Raw genomic sequence first — 16,817 nt, forward strand, 5'->3', positions numbered from 1 at the left:
ATGATGGAATGGTTACAATTATTGTTGCCCGCATGGATTATGGGAACCTTGCTGGTGTTTTTGACTGCACCTCTTGGTTGTCTAATGCTTTGGAGACGAATGTCTTTTTTTGCTGACACCATGGCACACGGTACATTACTCGGGGTTGCCATTGCTGGTGCCTTAAGTCTTCCTCTTTGGCTTGGTGTTGCAGGCACTGCGGTTTTACTGGTCGCAATTTTATGGGCCCTACATGACAATCGCTTACCTAATGATGCTCTCTTAGCCTTATGTTCAGCGACATTACTCTGTAGCGGTTTACTGTTTATTCAACATGTTCCAAGTTTAAGACCAGAGCTTTTAAGTTATTTATTTGGTGATTTGCTCAGCATTGATTGGCCCGATTTACCCGTTTTCACTTTAGTTATTGCGATATCACTCGTGATTCTTTACCGCTTTTGGCAGCCGCAAATACAGTTTGCAATTGATCCTGATATTGCAATTAGTGAAGGGGTGAATGCAAACTGGCAACGTCTTATTTTCATGCTTTTATTGGCTTTATTTACTGTTTTAGCTTTGCGCGCTGTAGGTTCTTTGCTTATGGGTGCATTACTGGTAATACCTGCTTTAAGCGCCCGCTTACTAGCAAACTCACCAAAGCAAATGGTCATTTGGGCGTTTGTTTTGGCTCAAGTTGGGGTTAGTGTAGGCCTATGGTCAAGCGCAGCACTCAATATCTCTACAGGCTTGAGTATTGTTTTATGCATGGCATTAACTTTTGCCGTTATTTTTATAACTCAAAAGCTAAAAAATCAAACACAGGCGGCCTAAATTAGGACGCCTGATGAACCGTACTTAATAATAAAGCCGCACAGCTAAACATCACAGCAAAACCCCGATTCAAATATTTTTGCTGTTTAGGTGAGCGAAGTAGTCTTAAAACCTTTGATGCTAGACCTGTATATCCAGCCATGACAACCAAATCAATACTAATCATAGTCACAGCCATAATCAGGTATTGTATCCATTGAGGCTTACTCAAATCTAAAAACTGCGGCAAAACAGCCAATAGAAATACAATCGCTTTGGGATTACTAATATTGACCACAAAACCATTTAGTAATAGTGCGAATACAGATTTATCTCTTTTTTCTTGTTGAATTTCTATATCTTTTACAGGTGCTGTCCACTGTAAATAAGCGAGATATAACAAATAAATCACACCGAACCACTTAACAAACTGAAAAGCCAAAGGTGTCGTTGCAAATAAAACGCCTACGCCCGCTGCTACAATCATAATTTGAAGTAGCAAAGCAATTTGCAAACCGATTGCATTCCAATAGCCATGCCTAAAACCATAGTTTAGACCACTCGACATTGAAGCAATTGCTCCCGCACCCGGTGAGATACTGATTACCCAACAGGCCAACATATAAGCGAACCAAACTTGCAGAGACATAGCGAAAAATAGACTATAAAAGTGGAATTATACCGTTTTATAAAGCTATCTTGGTGAGAATTCAAACAATAAAATCAAGAAATAGACTACTAACAGCTCTTCGCATCAGGCACAATAATTAAAGCTCATACTAAATTATAATTGAGGAGATACCTTCCAATGACTGCTCAATCTGTCATTTTGCCGTTGCCATCAGATCATGCACGTTTTATTGTTCTTCGTTTAAAAGACTTATCAATTGATGAATTAAAAAAACAAATTGAAGCTTTATTTGAAGCACGTGATCGCCTCATCACTCAGCACTCTGATGCCCAAATTAAAACAGCAGTCGCTTTTGGTCCCGAACTATGGAAACAGCTCTATTCGCAAACTCCTGTAGGTTTTAAGCAGCTTGAACCAGAACAAGGTGCATTCAATATGCCAGCTGTGCCAGCAGATGTACTCATTCATATTGCCAGCATGCGTTCTGATATTTGTTTTGCATTAAGCCAAGCATTTTTTGAAGGTATTAAAGATAAAGTCGAAGTTCTGGATGAGCGTGTTTGCTTCCGCTATTTCGATGGTCGAGATATTACAGGTTTTATAGACGGTACGGAAAATCCTCAATTTCCAGACGACCGAGCTGAAACAGCACTCTTACCAGAAAGCACTGGGATATTTGCTGATGGTAGTTTTATATTTGCGCAGCGCTATGCCCATGATTTAGAAAAATGGAAAAAATTGAAAGTTGATGCGCAAGAAAATGTTATGGGCCGCACCAAACTCGAATCTATTGAATTAGATGATGACGTTAAACCAGAAAACGCCCATGTTGCCCGTACTGTTGTCGAAGATGATGAAGGCGAAGAAATGGAAATCTTACGCCATAGCCTGCCTTATGGAGATGGTCGAGGTGATCAGGGCTTATTTTTCATTGCCTATACTAAAGACCTCACCATTATTGATGCCATGTTAAAGCGCATGTTCGGCACAAGTGGAGATGGTATTCACGACCGCTTATTGCACTTTGTGACACCACTTGATGGCGCTTATTATTTTGCACCTAGTGAAGAGTTGCTAGAAGAAATTTTAGAGAACTAAAAATAAAAAAAGAGGAGCTTAAGCTCCTCTTTTTTTACACTCTCATTCTTAGAAAGGAATACGCTTATATTTACGATATTCTGGTTTCCAGAACGATTGATCAATTTTTTGCTGTAGCAAATCATCACTAATCGTTACCGCTACACCGTCAGCCATAGCAGCTTTCGCAACTTCGAACGCAATAATTCTAGAAACTTGTTGAATTTCACCCAACGGTGGTAATAAATCAGCTTGTGGATCTTTAAGCAATGGAGAACAATTTGCTAAAGCACTACTTGATGCCATTAACATATTTTCTGTAACACGCTTAGCGCCTGACGCCACTACTCCCAAGCCAATGCCCGGGAAAATGTACGAGTTATTACACTGCGAAATATTGTAAAGTTTGCCATGATGATTCACAGGAGCAAACGGACTACCTGTTGCAATTAAGGCTTTGCCTTCAGTCCACTCCACAATATCAGCAGGCACTGCTTCAACGCGTGAAGTCGGGTTCGACAATGGCATAACAATTGGTCGTTCACAATTTGCCGCCAAAGTCCTAATGATTTCTTCTGTGAACAAACCTGGCTGTCCAGAAACACCAATTAACACGGTAGGCTTAGCATTTTTAACAACATCAAGTAGTGAGATTACTTCTTCGATATTGCCCCACTGATCAACTACCTCAGCTTTTTGCGCTAACTTACGTTGGAAGTCTAGCAAGTTTGGTTGATTCTCGGTGATCAAACCAAAACGGTCTACCATATAAACACGAGCACGCGCTTCTGCATCGGTTAAACCTTCAGCAACCATTTGTGCAACAATTTGTTCTGCAATACCACAACCTGCTGAACCTGCACCCAAGAACGCAATTTTTTGATCTTTTAATTGCTTGCCCGCCGCACGGCTTGCAGCAATCAAGCTACCTACAGATACCGCTGCTGTTCCTTGAATATCATCATTAAAACAACAAATCTTATCGCGATATTTCTCTAAAAGTGGCATCGCATTTTTTTGTGCGAAATCTTCAAACTGAATTAATGCTTTTGGCCAACGACGCTTCACGGCATCAATTACCATATCTACAAATGCGTAATATTCATCACCGCTAATACGCGGCTGACGCCACCCCATGTAAATCGGGTCATTTAACAACTGAGGATTATTGGTTCCCACATCAATTGTGATTGGCAAGGTATAGGCTGGACTAATTCCGCCACAAGCCGTGTAAAGCGAAAGTTTTCCAATAGGAATACCCATTCCGCCAATGCCTTGGTCACCAAGACCTAAAATACGCTCACCATCTGTAATCACGATTACTTTTACATTATTTTTATTTACGTTTTGCAAAATATCATCAATCACATCACGATCTGGATATGAAATAAAAACACCGCGATGACGACGATAGATATCAGAGAAACGCTGACATGCTTCACCCACGGTTGGGGTATAGATAATCGGCATCATTTCTTCAAGATGATTTTCGATTAAATGATAGAACAAGGTTTCGTTAGTATCTTGAATATTACGCAAATAGATATGTCGATTGATATCATCAGTGAAAGCGCAATATTGCTGATAAGAGCGCTGGCTTTGCTCTTCAATAGTTTCAATAATATGGGGGAGTAAACCGTGTAAGTTAAAGTTACTTCTTTCTTCTTCAGTGAAAGCCGAACCTTTATTTAAAAGGGGTAACTCTAAAAGTGTAAAACCTGCATATGGGATATAAAGGGGATGTTTACTTGGGTGTCCTGATATCATTGCCTATCTCATTTTCCAGCTTAGAGTAGAGAAAAACACGTTTTGTATGGTCTCTAAAACTCTTTGTGCGTATAAGCTTAAGCCTAATTAGCTCAAAATAGGTATTTTAAACCGTGATGTTAAAATTAAAGACTATTTAGTTAAAACATGATTAAAAATTAACAATAAATATCAACATGTTAATAATTTTATATTTTTTAAAAATCTTTTATTACCTTATGTTTAAAAGCCTAAACTATATATTTTAATACTATTAGATATTTCCACAGGAAATAATGATGGATTTACTCCCTATTTTTCTTATTAAAAATCTCCAGAAGGCTTGTATTTGTTTGTTTTTAGAATAGTGAAGCAATCTACCCTACAATATTCATTTAAGAAATAATCCTCAGTTAGTTGAACAAAAAGAATTACTGGAATATTAAATCCACTCCCCTAACTCACAGGAAATTTGCTATATTTGACGTTTTTCTGCGACATCTATTTTCGATTGATATGAATACGGCAATACAAGCAGCTCTCGACCATGCAGTGCAAAATCTTCAACAAGAAGGTGTGCTTCCTTCCGACTGGAATAATACAAGCAACTTAACGCGCACCAAAGACCGAAGCCATGGCGACTTTGCTTCTAATATTGCCATGATCGGCTCGAAAGCTGCTGGTATGAAACCACGTGATTTAGCTGAGAAAGTTCTAGCTGCATTACCAGAAGTAGCAGATATCAGTAAAGCTGAAATTGCAGGTCCTGGTTTTATTAACTTCTTTTTAAATGCAGATCAGCGCTTTGCTATTCTTGACCAGATTCAAGCACAAAAAGAAATTTTTGGTCGCAGTCAGGCAAACGCAGCGAAAAAGATCCAAGTCGAATTTGTTTCTGCGAACCCAACGTCTAGCCTACATGTAGGTCATGGCCGTGGTGCTGCATATGGTATGACTGTTGCCAAGTTACTTGAAGCAACAGGTGCTAAAGTTGACCGCGAATATTATGTGAATGATGCTGGTCGTCAAATGGATATTTTGGCGACTTCTACTTATTTGCGTTATTTAGAATTACTAGGTCAAAACCTTGTATTCCCTAAAAATGCTTATCAAGGCGATTACGTAAAAGAAATAGCACAGACTATTATTGATAAAGATGGCAACGCATACCTTCGTGAAGTGGCTGATGTCTATAAAGATGTGCCAGAAGACGTACAATATGCAGAAGAACTAGATAGCGACGGCAATAAAGTCGTTTTATCTGGCGACAAAGAAAAACATATTGATGGTCTTATTGCCAACTCACAACAATTACTAGGTGAAGGCTACCGCGTATTCCATCAAGCTGCTCTTCATGCCATTTTAGATGATATTAAAGATGACCTTGCTGACTTTGGTGTAACGTTCAATCAATGGTTTAGTGAAGCCTCTCTTAGCGCAAAAATTGACGAAGCTTTAGAAACGCTTGATCAACGCGGTTTCCTTTATGAAAAAGATGGCAACATCTGGTTTAAATCGACTGAATTTGGCGATGAAAAAGACCGTGTTGTTAAACGTCGTAATGGTCAAACCACCTACTTTGCATCAGACATTGCTTACCACTTAAATAAATTACAACGTGGTTATACCGACCTGATTGATATTTGGGGCTCTGATCACCACGGCTATATTTCTCGCGTAAAAGCGGCAATTGATGCGATGGGTTACGACTCTAAAAAATTGACTGTACTTTTGGTTCAGTTCGTAAGTTTATGGCGTGGCGGCGAGATGGTTCAAATGTCATCTCGTTCAGGTCAGTTCGTGACTTTACGTGACTTACGCAAAGAAGTAGGTAATGACGCGGCTCGCTTCTACTACGTGATGCGTAAGAGTGAACAACACATTGATTTCGACCTTGACCTTGCTGTGTCACAAAGTAAAGACAATGCTGTGTACTACATTCAATATGCACATGCACGTATTTGCCGTATGTTAGAAAAAGCATTAAACACAGGCTTACAGTTCGATATAGATGCTGCACGTACACACGCTACTCGCCTATCTCTTGATGCTGAAACTGAGATTCTTGCTAAACTGGCAGCTTATCCAGATGCAGTGTTGCGTGCTGCAAATGCGTATGAACCACATCAGGTGGGTAACTACTTAAAAGAGTTAGCTGCTTTGTTCCACGCTTGGTATAATGAACATAAAGTATTAAGCGATGATGCTGAGCTTACACAAGCACGTTTGTTACTTTCAATCAATGTACAACAAGTGTTGCGCAATGGTTTAGAATTGCTTGGCGTATCTGCACCAGAATCTATGTAAAAATTATATTGCATGACAGTAAAATAAAGGTCATGCAACATATAGTAAGCAGTGGTTTGTAGAGTTAAAATAGCTTATACAAGCCACTGTTTTTAGCATCGTAATACGAGAATCAAACTCGAATTAAAACAATCAAAATACAGAGGAATAATCCACGTGTTTGGCAAAACGCAACGCGGTGTATCTGAAAGACCTAACAAGCCTAAAAAGCCCCTAATTCCCAAATGGTTAGGGACACTTGTCGCTATTTTAGCGGTCTTATGTATCGCTGTAATGCTTATGCTTTGGAAACCTTGGCAACCTGTTCCTGCAAAAAATCAGATTACCTCTGAGCATTATCAAGAAGAAGATACAAATAAAGACTATCGTTTCTACGATCTATTACCCCAACAGCAAGTCACGCCTATTCCGGAACAAGCGATTCCTGAAAGCAAAAACCAAGGCACAGCCATGATTGTTGAGGCACCAAGCGCAGCTCAACCAGCGGCTTCAGAAAGTGCAGGAATTGATACCAATCAATCAGCCACAACTCCTCAGCAACCTACTTATATTTTACAAGTTCGCAGCTATAATGACCCAGATCAGGCTGATGCTCGTCGTGCAGAAATCATTTTAAATGGCTTATCTGCCGATGTAGTTAAGAGTACTGAAAATGGGCAAATATGGTACCGTGTTATTTCAGGGCCTTATGACTCCCAAGATGCTGCTTTAGCTGCTCAACAGACCTTACAACATAGCGGCATTGACTCTATCGTGATCAAACGCAAGTAAACTACAAATAAAAAGGAACAAATAATTGTTCCTTTTCTTTTAAATATCAGCACAATTCCTTTCATTAGAACCCATTCCCTTCTGTTTCGCTTTCTGAAACGCGGGTCTTTGCTGAATACGATGTAAAAAAGCCTGAATATTAGGGTATTTTCCTTGCAAGCGTGATTGCAAAGCTTCTAAAGGGAAACTCATTTGAATATCAGCAAATGAAAAGTCACCTGCGAAATATTCATGCTCTGCCAAATAGTTTTCTAAAAAACTAATATGATCTTTCATACGTGGGCGAACAAAATTTGCCTTCACCCCTTCCGTGATTTTTTTTGCTACTGGCTGAATTAACCATGGCACATGCTTATTTACACTATTCATGACCAAAGTCATGACTAAGAGTGGCATGAGTGAGCCTTCGGCATAGTGCATCCAATAAATATACTGCTGTAAATTTTGAGCTTGCGTAGGTTTGAATTGTTGCTTCTGATCATAACGTTGCTGTAAATATTCCAAGATTACAGCTGACTCTGCGATGACTTGATCATCATCTGTCAAAATTGGAGCTTTACCTAAAGGATGAATACATTTCAATGTTTCTGGAGCGGAATAGTTAGGTAGGCGCTGATAATAATGAATATCATAATATAAGCCTAATTCTTCTAAAGCCCATAAAATTCGAAACGATCGCGAACATTCCAGGTGGTGTAAACTAATCATGTTATTGCCTGCTTTTATTTTTCTTTTTACATAAAAAACAGCATGTGAACATGCTGTTTTATTCCATTTGCGGGATGGATATAAAATCATCCACTCCCACAAAATAACATTTTTAAATTGTAACAAGCACAGTATGAATGTCTAAACTACGTAACAAAGTTTTAGTGACCGGAGTTTTACTGCATACCACTAAGATTTTTTGCTGAAGTTCTTCATCTGGTAAATCTTTAAAAACAATACGACGTTCTATATGTTCTTCATGCTCTCTATTGGTATGAAAATCAATTTCAACCAAGAACTCACCAAAATCATAACCTTTATGCTTCGCATACATTCTTAAAGTAATGAGCGTACAAGCGGCTAAACTTCCAGTAAGCAAATCATAAGGCGCTGGGCCTTGATCTTGCCCTTCAAGCTTTTCAGGCTCATCACAAAAATATTGATGACGCCCACTGGTAATCTCACCCTTCCATTGCTCAGCAAGGGGCTTCGCTTTACTGTTTGCGATTACTGCTGTCATTTTGATGCTCTCATTTGACCTGGAAGAACAGGAGCTTCTAAACGAGCACCAACATAATCTGGAATTTCACCAAAACGCGCATCGTGATTAACCCATTGCTCACGGGCTTCTTTTAAATCATCCATGGTACGTGCAACAAAATTCCACCAGAGCAAGATTGGCGTTTCAAAAGGTTCACCCCCAATTAAGAGAACGCGATTACCTTTTTTTACTTCTATTTCAATTTCGTTTAGACCAGTATCTAATACAACCATATTGTCAGCAGTTAACTCATGGCCATTCACATGAGCCATACCCTCAAGGGCCATAAAACCATATTCATAATTAGGATTTAATGGAATACGTGTTTTAGTATCTTGGGCAGCAATTAAGTCAACACCAACTAAAGGCGTATGTACCACTACTGGAGATGTAGTTGCCAAATATTCACCCACAAGAACAGTAAATTCCAGACCATCCTTTTCAACAATAGGCAGCTCAGGGTAATGTTCAAATTTCGGATCCATATTGCGCTTATGATCTGGCAAAGCAATCCAAAGCTGAGCAGCATGCATCTGAGTTTCGATATCCGGTGCAACTTCTGTATGCGAAATGCCGCCACCTGCCGTCATCAAATTAACTTGTTTAGGACGAATAAGCTGTTTTGAACCCAAACTATCGGTATGCATCATGGTTCCTTCAATCATCCAAGTGAAGGTTTGCAAACCAATATGAGGATGAGGGCCAACATCTAGCCCATTTCCCGCTGGAAAAGTGACTGGACCCGCATGATCTAAGAAACACCATGCACCGATCATTCGTTTTTGTCGGCTAGGTAAAGCCCGCTTAATGACTGTCCCCTGTCCAATTTCAGCAGAGCGAATTGGAAATTCCTGAAGAAACTGATTGGCAAATTTTTCGCAATCCTTTGAATCAGAAATATCGTAATCATTATTATTGCTCATGATATTACTCTCTTTTACCTATGCTTTTGCAATGAGTTGTTGTACTGATCTTAACAATACACTCATTATTCAATATAGTCTTTTAGTAATACACAGGGTGTTATGGATGAGACAATAATTTTTTAATTATAGAAAAATCAAGGTGACATGAAAAATGCTCAAGCAGATTGATCTTTAGCAAGCTGCTTTAGGTTCTTCATGAATTGCCCAAATTGCGGTAAAAATTCTTGAAATAACGGATGTTCCCGATTTTCCAACATAACTTCACTAAAAAGTTTTAACCCGACTCCAAAAGATTTTGTAGTCTCATCATCAAAAAAATCTGCTTTTTTTAACCGCTCAACAATTTCAAAGATATCGTCATGATTCCCCGCATAAAACTCAAGACGTTCGGTATATGTAGAAGCTTCTCCCTTTGCATTCTTTAAATGTTGCACAGTGACATAATATTGATGTTGTTTCATATATAAATTCTCTATTAAAAATTTAATGACTTTTGATGATTTCAACCTGCATAAGATTGACTTCAAACTGGCTAAATACGGTTTTTAAAGAAGCTAAAAATTGCTCCTGTTTAGCCTCCGTTAAATCTGCACAGCGAATTTGCAATAATTGACTACTCTCAACTGCCGGTAAGTTAAATTTAGCTTCATCTCGTTGTGGCTGACGATTTGAAATTAAACCAGCTCCCACTAAGTCACTTACTACTCGATAGACTGTAGCTAAACTTAACTTCTGTTTTTGTGCATATAGCTTTTGATAAATTTGTTTAACAGTTAGATCTTCTGCTTGCTGTTGAATTAAAGACAAAACAGCAAGTCTTGGATGAGTGACTTTTAGGCCCGTTTCTTTGATTTTATGCTCTAGCTCTAACATTTCTATTTCCAACTTATAGCCGCCCAATCGCAACCGCAGCTTGATCAATTTTTTCAGCAATTTGATAAATCTGCTCTTGCTGTAAACTCACCGAATTCAACTTCAAACGTAAGGCTGTTTTTAGATTTTCCATCGCACGGTGAATTTCAATTAGTTCATCATTACTGTGAATTTCACGTCTAAGTCGTAATTTTTCTAATAGCTCGGTCAACTTGTCTTGTTGTTCGGTTAAGTAAGCTTTACCAAATTCTGTGATTTGATATTGCTTACGTTCTACGTCTAACAAAGTAATGAAATTCATTTCTTCCAGACTGGTTAAAGTTGGGTAAATAGTACCTGCACTTGGTGTATAGCCGTCGCCCACGAAATCACTTATTTCTTTAATAATTTCATAGCCATGCTTTGGACTTTGCTGAATAAGATGAAGTACTAAAAGTTTCATTCTGCCCGCTTCAAAAAGTCTCCCACGGCGCCCTGAACGGTGATGGCCACCATGATGTTCGTGGTGTTCTGCATGATGATGTTCTGATTGTTTTTTCATCTTTAAAAACTCAAAATGATCAATTTACAGTTACTAAGATATATCTTAATATATCTTTTATCAAGTATAAGTAATAAGAATATCTTTATCATTTTGATAATTATTCAAATTAATTTTAAATTCTAAAACTTAAGTAATAAAAAAGGACGCTAATGCGTCCTTTTCTTTACCAACAAGCAGAGGAAAATTATTCCCACTCGATCGTTGCTGGTGGTTTAGATGACACGTCGTATACAACACGTGATACATCTTTAATTTCATTCATAATACGCGTTGAAATTTTATCAACCAATTCGTATGGTAAATGTGCAAAACGAGCTGTCATAAAGTCAACTGTTTCAACTGCACGAAGTGCGATCACCCACGCATAACGACGGCCATCACCGACTACACCAACTGACTTAACAGGTTGGAACACAGCAAATGCTTGAGCTGTTTTGTCATACCAACCGCTGTCGCGTAGCTCTTGCATAAAGATGTCATCAGCAAGACGAAGAATATCTGCATATTCTTTTTTCACTTCACCCAAAATACGAACACCTAAACCTGGACCCGGGAACGGATGACGGTAAATCATGCTGTGTGGCAAGCCAAGTGTTGTACCTAATCTACGTACTTCATCTTTAAACAAGTCACGTAAAGGCTCAACCAATTCAAATTCTAAATCTTCTGGTAAGCCGCCCACGTTGTGGTGAGATTTAATAACGTGTGCTTTGCCTTGTTTGCTTGCAGCAGATTCGATCACATCTGGGTAAATCGTACCTTGTGCCAAGAATTTCACGCCATCAAGTTTACGTGCTTCTTCAGCAAAAACTTCAATAAACTCACGACCAATGATTTTACGTTTTTTCTCTGGATCAACTTCACCAGCCAATGCAGTTAAGAAACGTTCTTCAGCATCTGCACGAATTACACGGATACCCATGTTTTCAGCAAACATTTGCATTACTTGGTCGCCTTCGTTTAAACGAAGCAAACCGTTATCAACAAATACGCATGTTAACTGGTCGCCAATTGCTTTGTGTAAAAGCGCAGCAACTACAGATGAGTCAACACCACCAGAAAGACCTAAAAGAACTTTTTCATCACCAATTTGTTTACGTAGCTGTTCCACACGCAAATCAATGATGTGTTCAGGTGTCCAAAGGCCACCACATCCACAAATTTTATGAACAAAATTTGCAAGTAATTCTTCACCTTTTGCCGTGTGCGTTACTTCTGGGTGGAATTGCACACCATAGAAACGGCGTGTTTCGTCACTTACAGCAGCAACAGGACAACTTGGTGTGCTTGCAGTAATACTAAAACCTTCTGGAATCTGGCTCACTTTGTCGCCATGGCTCATCCAGACATGAAGTTGGCCTTCACGATCTTGTAAGTTGCCAATCAGTTGGTCTCGTTTAACGATATCAACTTCGGCATAACCAAACTCATGTACAGTACCCGGCTCAACTTTACCGCCTAACTGTTCAGACATGGTTTGCAAACCATAGCAAATACCCAATACTGGAACACCCAACTCAAACACCACTTGCGGTGCACGTGGGCTGCCTTCTTCATGCACACTCTCAGGTCCACCTGACAAAATAATGCCATTTGGCTTAAAAGCGCGAACGTCTTCTTCAGACATATCAAAAGCATACATTTCAGAGTAAACACCGGCTTCACGTACACGACGTGCAATGAGCTGGCTATATTGAGAGCCGAAATCCAGAATCAGGATACGATCTTCAGTAATTTGAGTATTGGTAGTCATGACAAACCACTAAATGGCAAAAGAATTAAGCGCGCCATTTTAACATTTTTCACGCTTCGGCGCACCGCAAATCATCATATATCTTATTTTTTTCATTTCTAAACCATTTCTATACTTAAATTCTTTGATATAAATCAATATTTACTTATATTTATCAACCATCTGTATTAATCTTAAAAACTTCACACGTATTGATAAATTCATCACATTCTATGCAACATCACCATGAATTTGATGATAAGATTACCCGATAAAACAGGCATTACCATGGAAAGGTAAATACCATAAGCGATATTTGTCTGTGCTTAAACAATTATCCATTTTTATGGCTTGTTGCCCCCTATCAAAATCAATAGAAATCCAAGGAACAACAATGCTTCAAACTATGATTGCAGATTTCCAGCAACATTTTTGGTTGTATATCTCTATTCCTTTTATGAGTGGTTTAATTGGCTACATCACCAAGGTGATTGCCATTCAAATGATGTTTTCACCACTTGAATTTAAAGGCATTAAACCATTTCTAGGTTGGCAAGGCATCGTGCCACGCAAAGCTGAGAAAATGGCAACAATCGCTGTTGAACTGATGACAGCCAAGCTCATTAAACCTGAAGAAATTTTTGCCCGCCTCGATCCTAAACGTATTGCCAAAGAAATAGAAAAACCCTTGCTTGCCGCAGCTGAAGATATTACCCGTGATGTTGCGCAAGAATATCAGCCTGGGTTATGGGAAGGCATGCCCGAGTTTGCTCGCCAAAGACTGATTCGCCGTGTGCAATCGAAAGCACCCGAGATTGTTGAACACATCATGAGTGAAGTACAACGTGATGTGAACCGATATTTTGATATTAAACATCTTGTGATTAGCAATTTGCTTAAAGACAAACGCCTACTCAACAATATTTTTAAACGAGTGGGCAAACAAGAATTTAAATTTTTCAGTAATGTCGGATTTTTCTTCGGTTTTGGTATTGGTGTGATTCAAATGTTTTGCTGGATCGTCACGCAAGGAAAATACCCATGGATGCTTCCAATGTTTGGCGGCTTTGTGGGTTTTTTCAGTGACTGGATTGCACTGCAAATGATGTTTAGACCTCTTTATCCTAAAAAAATATTTGGTTATACATGGCAAGGTTTATTCATTAAACGTCAAAATGAAGTTGCAGCCGACTATGCTGCGCTCATTTCTAAACAGCTTCTGACTTCACGCCATATGATGGAAGAATTATTTTCTGGCACACATTCTGCGCGTGTTATTGATCTGGTTAACCGTCATGTAAAACAAGAAATTGATATGCAAGCAGGCGTTATTCGTCCGTTGGTCGTATATGCAATTGGCGGAGAAAAATATCAAGATATGAAATCGCAAGTTGCGGAACGCATTCTGCAACGGCTTCCAGAAACAATGAAATACGTAGAATCTTATGCAGAAGATGCTATGAATATTCGCAGTACTTTAATTGAACGTATGCAAAAATTAACACCATCTGAATTTGAAGGCATGTTACGTCCTGCGTTCAAAGAAGATGAATGGGCACTCATTGCAGTGGGTGCAGTACTTGGTTTTGTTGTTGGGGAATTGCAAATCCAGTTTATGCTCTAATCTTACAAGCCTAGAAATAAAAAAAACCGGATGAATTGATCATCCGGTTTTTATTTTGTCTTAAATATTATTTCTCGATTGCATGGTCCAGACTAATACGCCCAGCGCCATGAAGCATCAGGAAGAATAAACCACCCGCCATTGCAAGGTTTTTCATAAAATGGATGCCATTGTTATATTGCGCCGCTGCATCAGCACCACCTTGGTGGAATAAAAATGCGGTAAGAATACTAAAGATCCCAAGCCCAAAAGCCGCAAAACGTGCCTGAAAACCAAATAACAAGGCTAAACCACCACCGAATTCAACCAAAATAACTAAAGGAAGAATTCCGGCTGGAACCCCCATTGCTTCCATATATCCAGCAGTTGCTGCATAACCGGTAATTTTCCCCCAACCTGCAACAAGGAAGATATAGGCGATAAGAAGACGCGCAATGAGGCTAATGAAACTGTCTGCGCCTGATTGCGTTACGATATTTTTGACCACTACATTTGGATTAAACATATTGCCACCTTTATTTAAATACTTATTTATTGATGAGCTCATTCTAGGTTTGGGACATTGATAATTAAATACTCAAAATCCATATATATCGTTGCATAAACGAGATGATCAATTTGTATTTTTTTGATGTTTTATACTGACTTTCCATAGGCTCACTGATAGGATTTGAGCACGGTTTACCACTTGCTCTTATCATGGAACTTCTTGATTTTATTCTACACGTTGATCAACATCTCGCCGAATTTATTATAAATTACGGGACGTGGATTTATGGCATTTTATTTTTAATTATTTTTGTTGAAACCGGTTTAGTGGTTATGCCGTTCTTACCGGGAGATAGTTTGCTATTCGCAGCTGGTGCCTTAGCCGCATCTACAGGTGCGATGGATCCGTGGATATTGGGCACTCTACTCTTCATTGCTGCCGTTTTAGGTGATACGGTAAACTACCATATTGGACGTTTTATCGGTCCACGTGTGTTTGAAATGAACTCTCGATTTATTAATAAACAGCACTTATTTAAAACTCAAGAATTCTTTGCTCGCCATGGTGGCAAAACCATTATCTTTGCCCGTTTCATTCCATTTGCCCGTACCTTTGCACCTTTTGTTGCTGGGGCTAGTAGCATGAACTATAAGTTTTTCCTAACTTATAATATTATTGGCGCATTCTGTTGGGTCGCTTCTTTTGTAACTTTAGGCTACTTATTTGGAAATATGCCAATCGTTAAAGATAATTTTACCCATCTTATTTTTGGCATCATTATTATTAGCGTTTTACCAGGCATCATCGCATTTATACGTGAAAAACTAAAAAATCGAAAAACCAACGTTTGAGATTAATTTAGAAAAACCGGAATACCACTGGAAGCATACATAAAATAAGTAACATGGCCGATCCTTTATATAAATGATCGGCTTTTATTTTTTTGATTGGACCCGTTAACAATGCCCGTCCAAAAATCATCCAGAAACTTGCAGCCGGAATTAAGATCAATGAAAAAACACCAAACACGATGAGAAAGTTTTCAGGCGAATTCCATGCTTCAGCAGGAAAGATCCCCGCTGCAAACAACAAGGCTTTAGGATTTTTTAAGGTAGATAAGAATAATTGACGAGGGCGAATATTACGGTGACTTTGACTGAACTGTTGTAAGTGGGTGTTCTTCCATAAGTGAAAAGCAAGCCAGAATACATAGAACACACTCGTAATATGCAAAATGAGCAGCAGTGCTGGCCAGATTGGAGCAGCTAAATGTATAAATACAGCCCAAAAGCTAATCCCGTAGGCATAGCCTAACCATTCCATTGGAATAAGCCAGAATGCTTTAGATAAACCTTGAGAATGAGCAGCGGTTGCAAGTAAAGCATTTGTCGGCCCCGGAATGAGCAAAACAGCCAACATTGCCAATACAAAAAACCAACTCTCAATCATAAAATTTCCACAACATCCAAGATGGGGCCACCTTAAACGAAATAGGTAAAATATAGCAAGTTGATGAGGGCTTTTGATTATAGAAAATACAAGATTTATGAAGCTTGAAAATTTAAAATATATTGATTTATATTAATTTTATTATGAAACATTTTGCTAAACTTTATTCATCACAATATGCCTTAACTAGCATATTGTGATGCAAAATCGACTATTAATTCGTCTTTTTTCGAACAATAATCGGGCAATTTTTAAATTGAGCAGCCTGAACGATTGCTTCTTGTTGACCTAAAACACGTGAAAGCTCAGTGTTTTTCGTTGAAGAAGATTGTCCCATATTTACAGAGATGGATGGACCGAATCCCCAACCGCCTCGTCCCCAGCCGCCACCGAGTCCAAGTCCAACACCCATACCGGTACTTTTCGGGGTTTGTACTCCATTGTCGATATATTGTTGAATACGGTTATATTCACTTTGCAGCTGTTGGCAGCCCAAAGATTGATATTGTGTCGGAGACACGTAAGTCGGTTTTACCGTCGTAGCACAAGCGCCTAGTAATAAAGTGGCTGCCACCAAAGGCACAATATATAAGCCTTTCATCATTTTTC

Annotated in this window: 18 protein-coding genes; 6 read left to right on the forward strand and 12 right to left on the reverse strand. The window is 38.9% G+C overall.

Annotation, left to right across the window (positions count from 1 at the left end; translation table 11 throughout):
* On the forward strand, positions 1–810 hold the full coding sequence (znuB, locus tag AC2117_RS17980; protein WP_133975875.1) for a zinc ABC transporter permease subunit ZnuB: 810 nt from the start codon (positions 1–3) through the stop codon (positions 808–810).
* A gap of 1 nt (position 811) precedes the next feature.
* Here znuB and AC2117_RS17985 read toward each other — a convergent pair whose 3' ends face one another.
* Positions 812–1,438 carry a LysE family transporter gene (locus tag AC2117_RS17985; protein ID WP_133975877.1) on the reverse strand — a complete coding sequence of 209 codons (627 nt, stop codon included), beginning with the start codon at positions 1,436–1,438 and terminating at the stop codon, positions 812–814.
* A gap of 159 nt (positions 1,439–1,597) precedes the next feature.
* Between AC2117_RS17985 and AC2117_RS17990 the strand changes: the two genes are divergently transcribed.
* Positions 1,598–2,518 (forward strand): Dyp-type peroxidase, encoded by a 921-nt coding sequence (locus AC2117_RS17990; protein ID WP_133975879.1) that lies wholly within the window; start codon positions 1,598–1,600, stop codon positions 2,516–2,518.
* A 48-nt stretch (positions 2,519–2,566) separates the two neighbouring features.
* Here the strand turns inward: AC2117_RS17990 and AC2117_RS17995 are convergent, their stop codons facing one another.
* Positions 2,567–4,264, reverse strand: a complete 1,698-nt coding sequence (locus AC2117_RS17995; protein ID WP_133975881.1) for an NAD-dependent malic enzyme — start codon at positions 4,262–4,264, stop codon at positions 2,567–2,569.
* Between the two features lie 495 nt (positions 4,265–4,759).
* Here AC2117_RS17995 and argS point away from each other — a divergent pair, with 495 nt between their 5' ends.
* Together argS and AC2117_RS18005 are read left to right on the forward strand one after the other, a co-directional pair.
* Entirely contained in the window at positions 4,760–6,550 is a 1,791-nt protein-coding gene (gene argS, locus AC2117_RS18000) for an arginine--tRNA ligase (protein WP_133975883.1), read from the forward strand.
* 156 nt (positions 6,551–6,706) lie between these two features.
* On the forward strand, positions 6,707–7,321 hold the full coding sequence (locus tag AC2117_RS18005; protein WP_133975884.1) for an SPOR domain-containing protein: 615 nt from the start codon (positions 6,707–6,709) through the stop codon (positions 7,319–7,321).
* Positions 7,322–7,360: 39 nt separating this feature from the next.
* Here the strand turns inward: AC2117_RS18005 and AC2117_RS18010 are convergent, their stop codons facing one another.
* The 7 genes from AC2117_RS18010 to guaA all read right to left on the reverse strand — a co-directional run bounded on the left by AC2117_RS18010 (position 7,361) and on the right by guaA (position 12,666).
* Complete coding sequence (locus tag AC2117_RS18010) at positions 7,361–8,029, reverse strand: glutathione S-transferase (protein WP_133975886.1); 669 nt, start codon at positions 8,027–8,029, stop codon at positions 7,361–7,363.
* 112 nt (positions 8,030–8,141) lie between these two features.
* Positions 8,142–8,549: an OsmC family protein gene (locus AC2117_RS18015; RefSeq protein ID WP_133975888.1), complete on the reverse strand. Its 408-nt coding sequence runs from the start codon at positions 8,547–8,549 to the stop codon at positions 8,142–8,144.
* The gene (locus AC2117_RS18020; protein ID WP_133975890.1) at positions 8,546–9,493 is read right to left on the reverse strand and encodes a pirin family protein; all 948 of its coding nucleotides are present in this window, start codon (positions 9,491–9,493) and stop codon (positions 8,546–8,548) included. Before AC2117_RS18020 ends, AC2117_RS18015 begins: the two co-directional genes overlap by 4 nt.
* 158 nt (positions 9,494–9,651) lie before the next feature.
* Complete coding sequence (locus AC2117_RS18025; RefSeq protein ID WP_133975892.1) at positions 9,652–9,957, reverse strand: DUF3861 domain-containing protein; 306 nt, start codon at positions 9,955–9,957, stop codon at positions 9,652–9,654.
* Positions 9,958–9,979: 22 nt separating this feature from the next.
* The gene (locus AC2117_RS18030) at positions 9,980–10,369 is read right to left on the reverse strand and encodes a Fur family transcriptional regulator (protein WP_133975894.1); all 390 of its coding nucleotides are present in this window, start codon (positions 10,367–10,369) and stop codon (positions 9,980–9,982) included.
* Between the two features lie 13 nt (positions 10,370–10,382).
* Positions 10,383–10,910 carry a PadR family transcriptional regulator gene (locus tag AC2117_RS18035; RefSeq protein ID WP_133975896.1) on the reverse strand — a complete coding sequence of 176 codons (528 nt, stop codon included), beginning with the start codon at positions 10,908–10,910 and terminating at the stop codon, positions 10,383–10,385.
* A 187-nt stretch (positions 10,911–11,097) separates the two neighbouring features.
* On the reverse strand, positions 11,098–12,666 hold the full coding sequence (guaA, locus tag AC2117_RS18040; protein WP_133975898.1) for a glutamine-hydrolyzing GMP synthase: 1,569 nt from the start codon (positions 12,664–12,666) through the stop codon (positions 11,098–11,100).
* 385 nt (positions 12,667–13,051) lie between these two features.
* Here guaA and AC2117_RS18045 point away from each other — a divergent pair, with 385 nt between their 5' ends.
* On the forward strand, positions 13,052–14,269 hold the full coding sequence (locus tag AC2117_RS18045; protein WP_171459103.1) for a DUF445 domain-containing protein: 1,218 nt from the start codon (positions 13,052–13,054) through the stop codon (positions 14,267–14,269).
* Positions 14,270–14,336: 67 nt separating this feature from the next.
* Here AC2117_RS18045 and AC2117_RS18050 read toward each other — a convergent pair whose 3' ends face one another.
* The gene (locus AC2117_RS18050; protein WP_004795325.1) at positions 14,337–14,774 is read right to left on the reverse strand and encodes a DoxX family protein; all 438 of its coding nucleotides are present in this window, start codon (positions 14,772–14,774) and stop codon (positions 14,337–14,339) included.
* A gap of 194 nt (positions 14,775–14,968) precedes the next feature.
* On the opposite strand from AC2117_RS18050, the gene AC2117_RS18055 reads away from it, so the two are divergent.
* The gene (locus tag AC2117_RS18055; RefSeq protein ID WP_133975903.1) at positions 14,969–15,610 is read left to right on the forward strand and encodes a DedA family protein; all 642 of its coding nucleotides are present in this window, start codon (positions 14,969–14,971) and stop codon (positions 15,608–15,610) included.
* Between the two features lie 7 nt (positions 15,611–15,617).
* On the opposite strand, the gene AC2117_RS18060 is transcribed toward AC2117_RS18055, so the two are convergent.
* A complete protein-coding gene (locus AC2117_RS18060) occupies positions 15,618–16,208 on the reverse strand; it encodes a LysE family translocator (RefSeq protein WP_004640507.1) in 591 nt (196 codons plus the stop codon).
* A gap of 214 nt (positions 16,209–16,422) precedes the next feature.
* Positions 16,423–16,809 carry a hypothetical protein gene (locus AC2117_RS18065; protein ID WP_133976430.1) on the reverse strand — a complete coding sequence of 129 codons (387 nt, stop codon included), beginning with the start codon at positions 16,807–16,809 and terminating at the stop codon, positions 16,423–16,425.
* Between the last annotated feature and the right edge of the window lie 8 nt (positions 16,810–16,817).

Source organism: Acinetobacter calcoaceticus, from assembly GCF_900520355.1.
In the GTDB taxonomy this organism is placed as follows: domain Bacteria; phylum Pseudomonadota; class Gammaproteobacteria; order Pseudomonadales; family Moraxellaceae; genus Acinetobacter; species Acinetobacter calcoaceticus_C.

Excerpts from the sequence above, each read along its gene's own strand:
- znuB (WP_133975875.1), top strand. The coding sequence starts at position 1 with ATGATGGAATGGTTACAATTATTGTTGCCCGCATGGATTATGGGAACC.
- AC2117_RS17985 (WP_133975877.1), bottom strand. The coding sequence starts at position 1,438 with ATGTCTCTGCAAGTTTGGTTCGCTTATATGTTGGCCTGTTGGGTAATC.
- AC2117_RS17990 (WP_133975879.1), top strand. The coding sequence starts at position 1,598 with ATGACTGCTCAATCTGTCATTTTGCCGTTGCCATCAGATCATGCACGT.
- AC2117_RS17995 (WP_133975881.1), bottom strand. The coding sequence starts at position 4,264 with ATGATATCAGGACACCCAAGTAAACATCCCCTTTATATCCCATATGCA.
- argS (WP_133975883.1), top strand. The coding sequence starts at position 4,760 with ATGAATACGGCAATACAAGCAGCTCTCGACCATGCAGTGCAAAATCTT.
- AC2117_RS18010 (WP_133975886.1), bottom strand. The coding sequence starts at position 8,029 with ATGATTAGTTTACACCACCTGGAATGTTCGCGATCGTTTCGAATTTTA.
- AC2117_RS18015 (WP_133975888.1), bottom strand. The coding sequence starts at position 8,549 with ATGACAGCAGTAATCGCAAACAGTAAAGCGAAGCCCCTTGCTGAGCAA.
- AC2117_RS18020 (WP_133975890.1), bottom strand. The coding sequence starts at position 9,493 with ATGAGCAATAATAATGATTACGATATTTCTGATTCAAAGGATTGCGAA.
- AC2117_RS18025 (WP_133975892.1), bottom strand. The coding sequence starts at position 9,957 with ATGAAACAACATCAATATTATGTCACTGTGCAACATTTAAAGAATGCA.
- AC2117_RS18030 (WP_133975894.1), bottom strand. The coding sequence starts at position 10,369 with ATGTTAGAGCTAGAGCATAAAATCAAAGAAACGGGCCTAAAAGTCACT.
- AC2117_RS18035 (WP_133975896.1), bottom strand. The coding sequence starts at position 10,910 with ATGAAAAAACAATCAGAACATCATCATGCAGAACACCACGAACATCAT.
- guaA (WP_133975898.1), bottom strand. The coding sequence starts at position 12,666 with ATGACTACCAATACTCAAATTACTGAAGATCGTATCCTGATTCTGGAT.
- AC2117_RS18045 (WP_171459103.1), top strand. The coding sequence starts at position 13,052 with ATGATTGCAGATTTCCAGCAACATTTTTGGTTGTATATCTCTATTCCT.
- AC2117_RS18050 (WP_004795325.1), bottom strand. The coding sequence starts at position 14,774 with ATGTTTAATCCAAATGTAGTGGTCAAAAATATCGTAACGCAATCAGGC.
- AC2117_RS18055 (WP_133975903.1), top strand. The coding sequence starts at position 14,969 with ATGGAACTTCTTGATTTTATTCTACACGTTGATCAACATCTCGCCGAA.
- AC2117_RS18060 (WP_004640507.1), bottom strand. The coding sequence starts at position 16,208 with ATGATTGAGAGTTGGTTTTTTGTATTGGCAATGTTGGCTGTTTTGCTC.
- AC2117_RS18065 (WP_133976430.1), bottom strand. The coding sequence starts at position 16,809 with ATGAAAGGCTTATATATTGTGCCTTTGGTGGCAGCCACTTTATTACTA.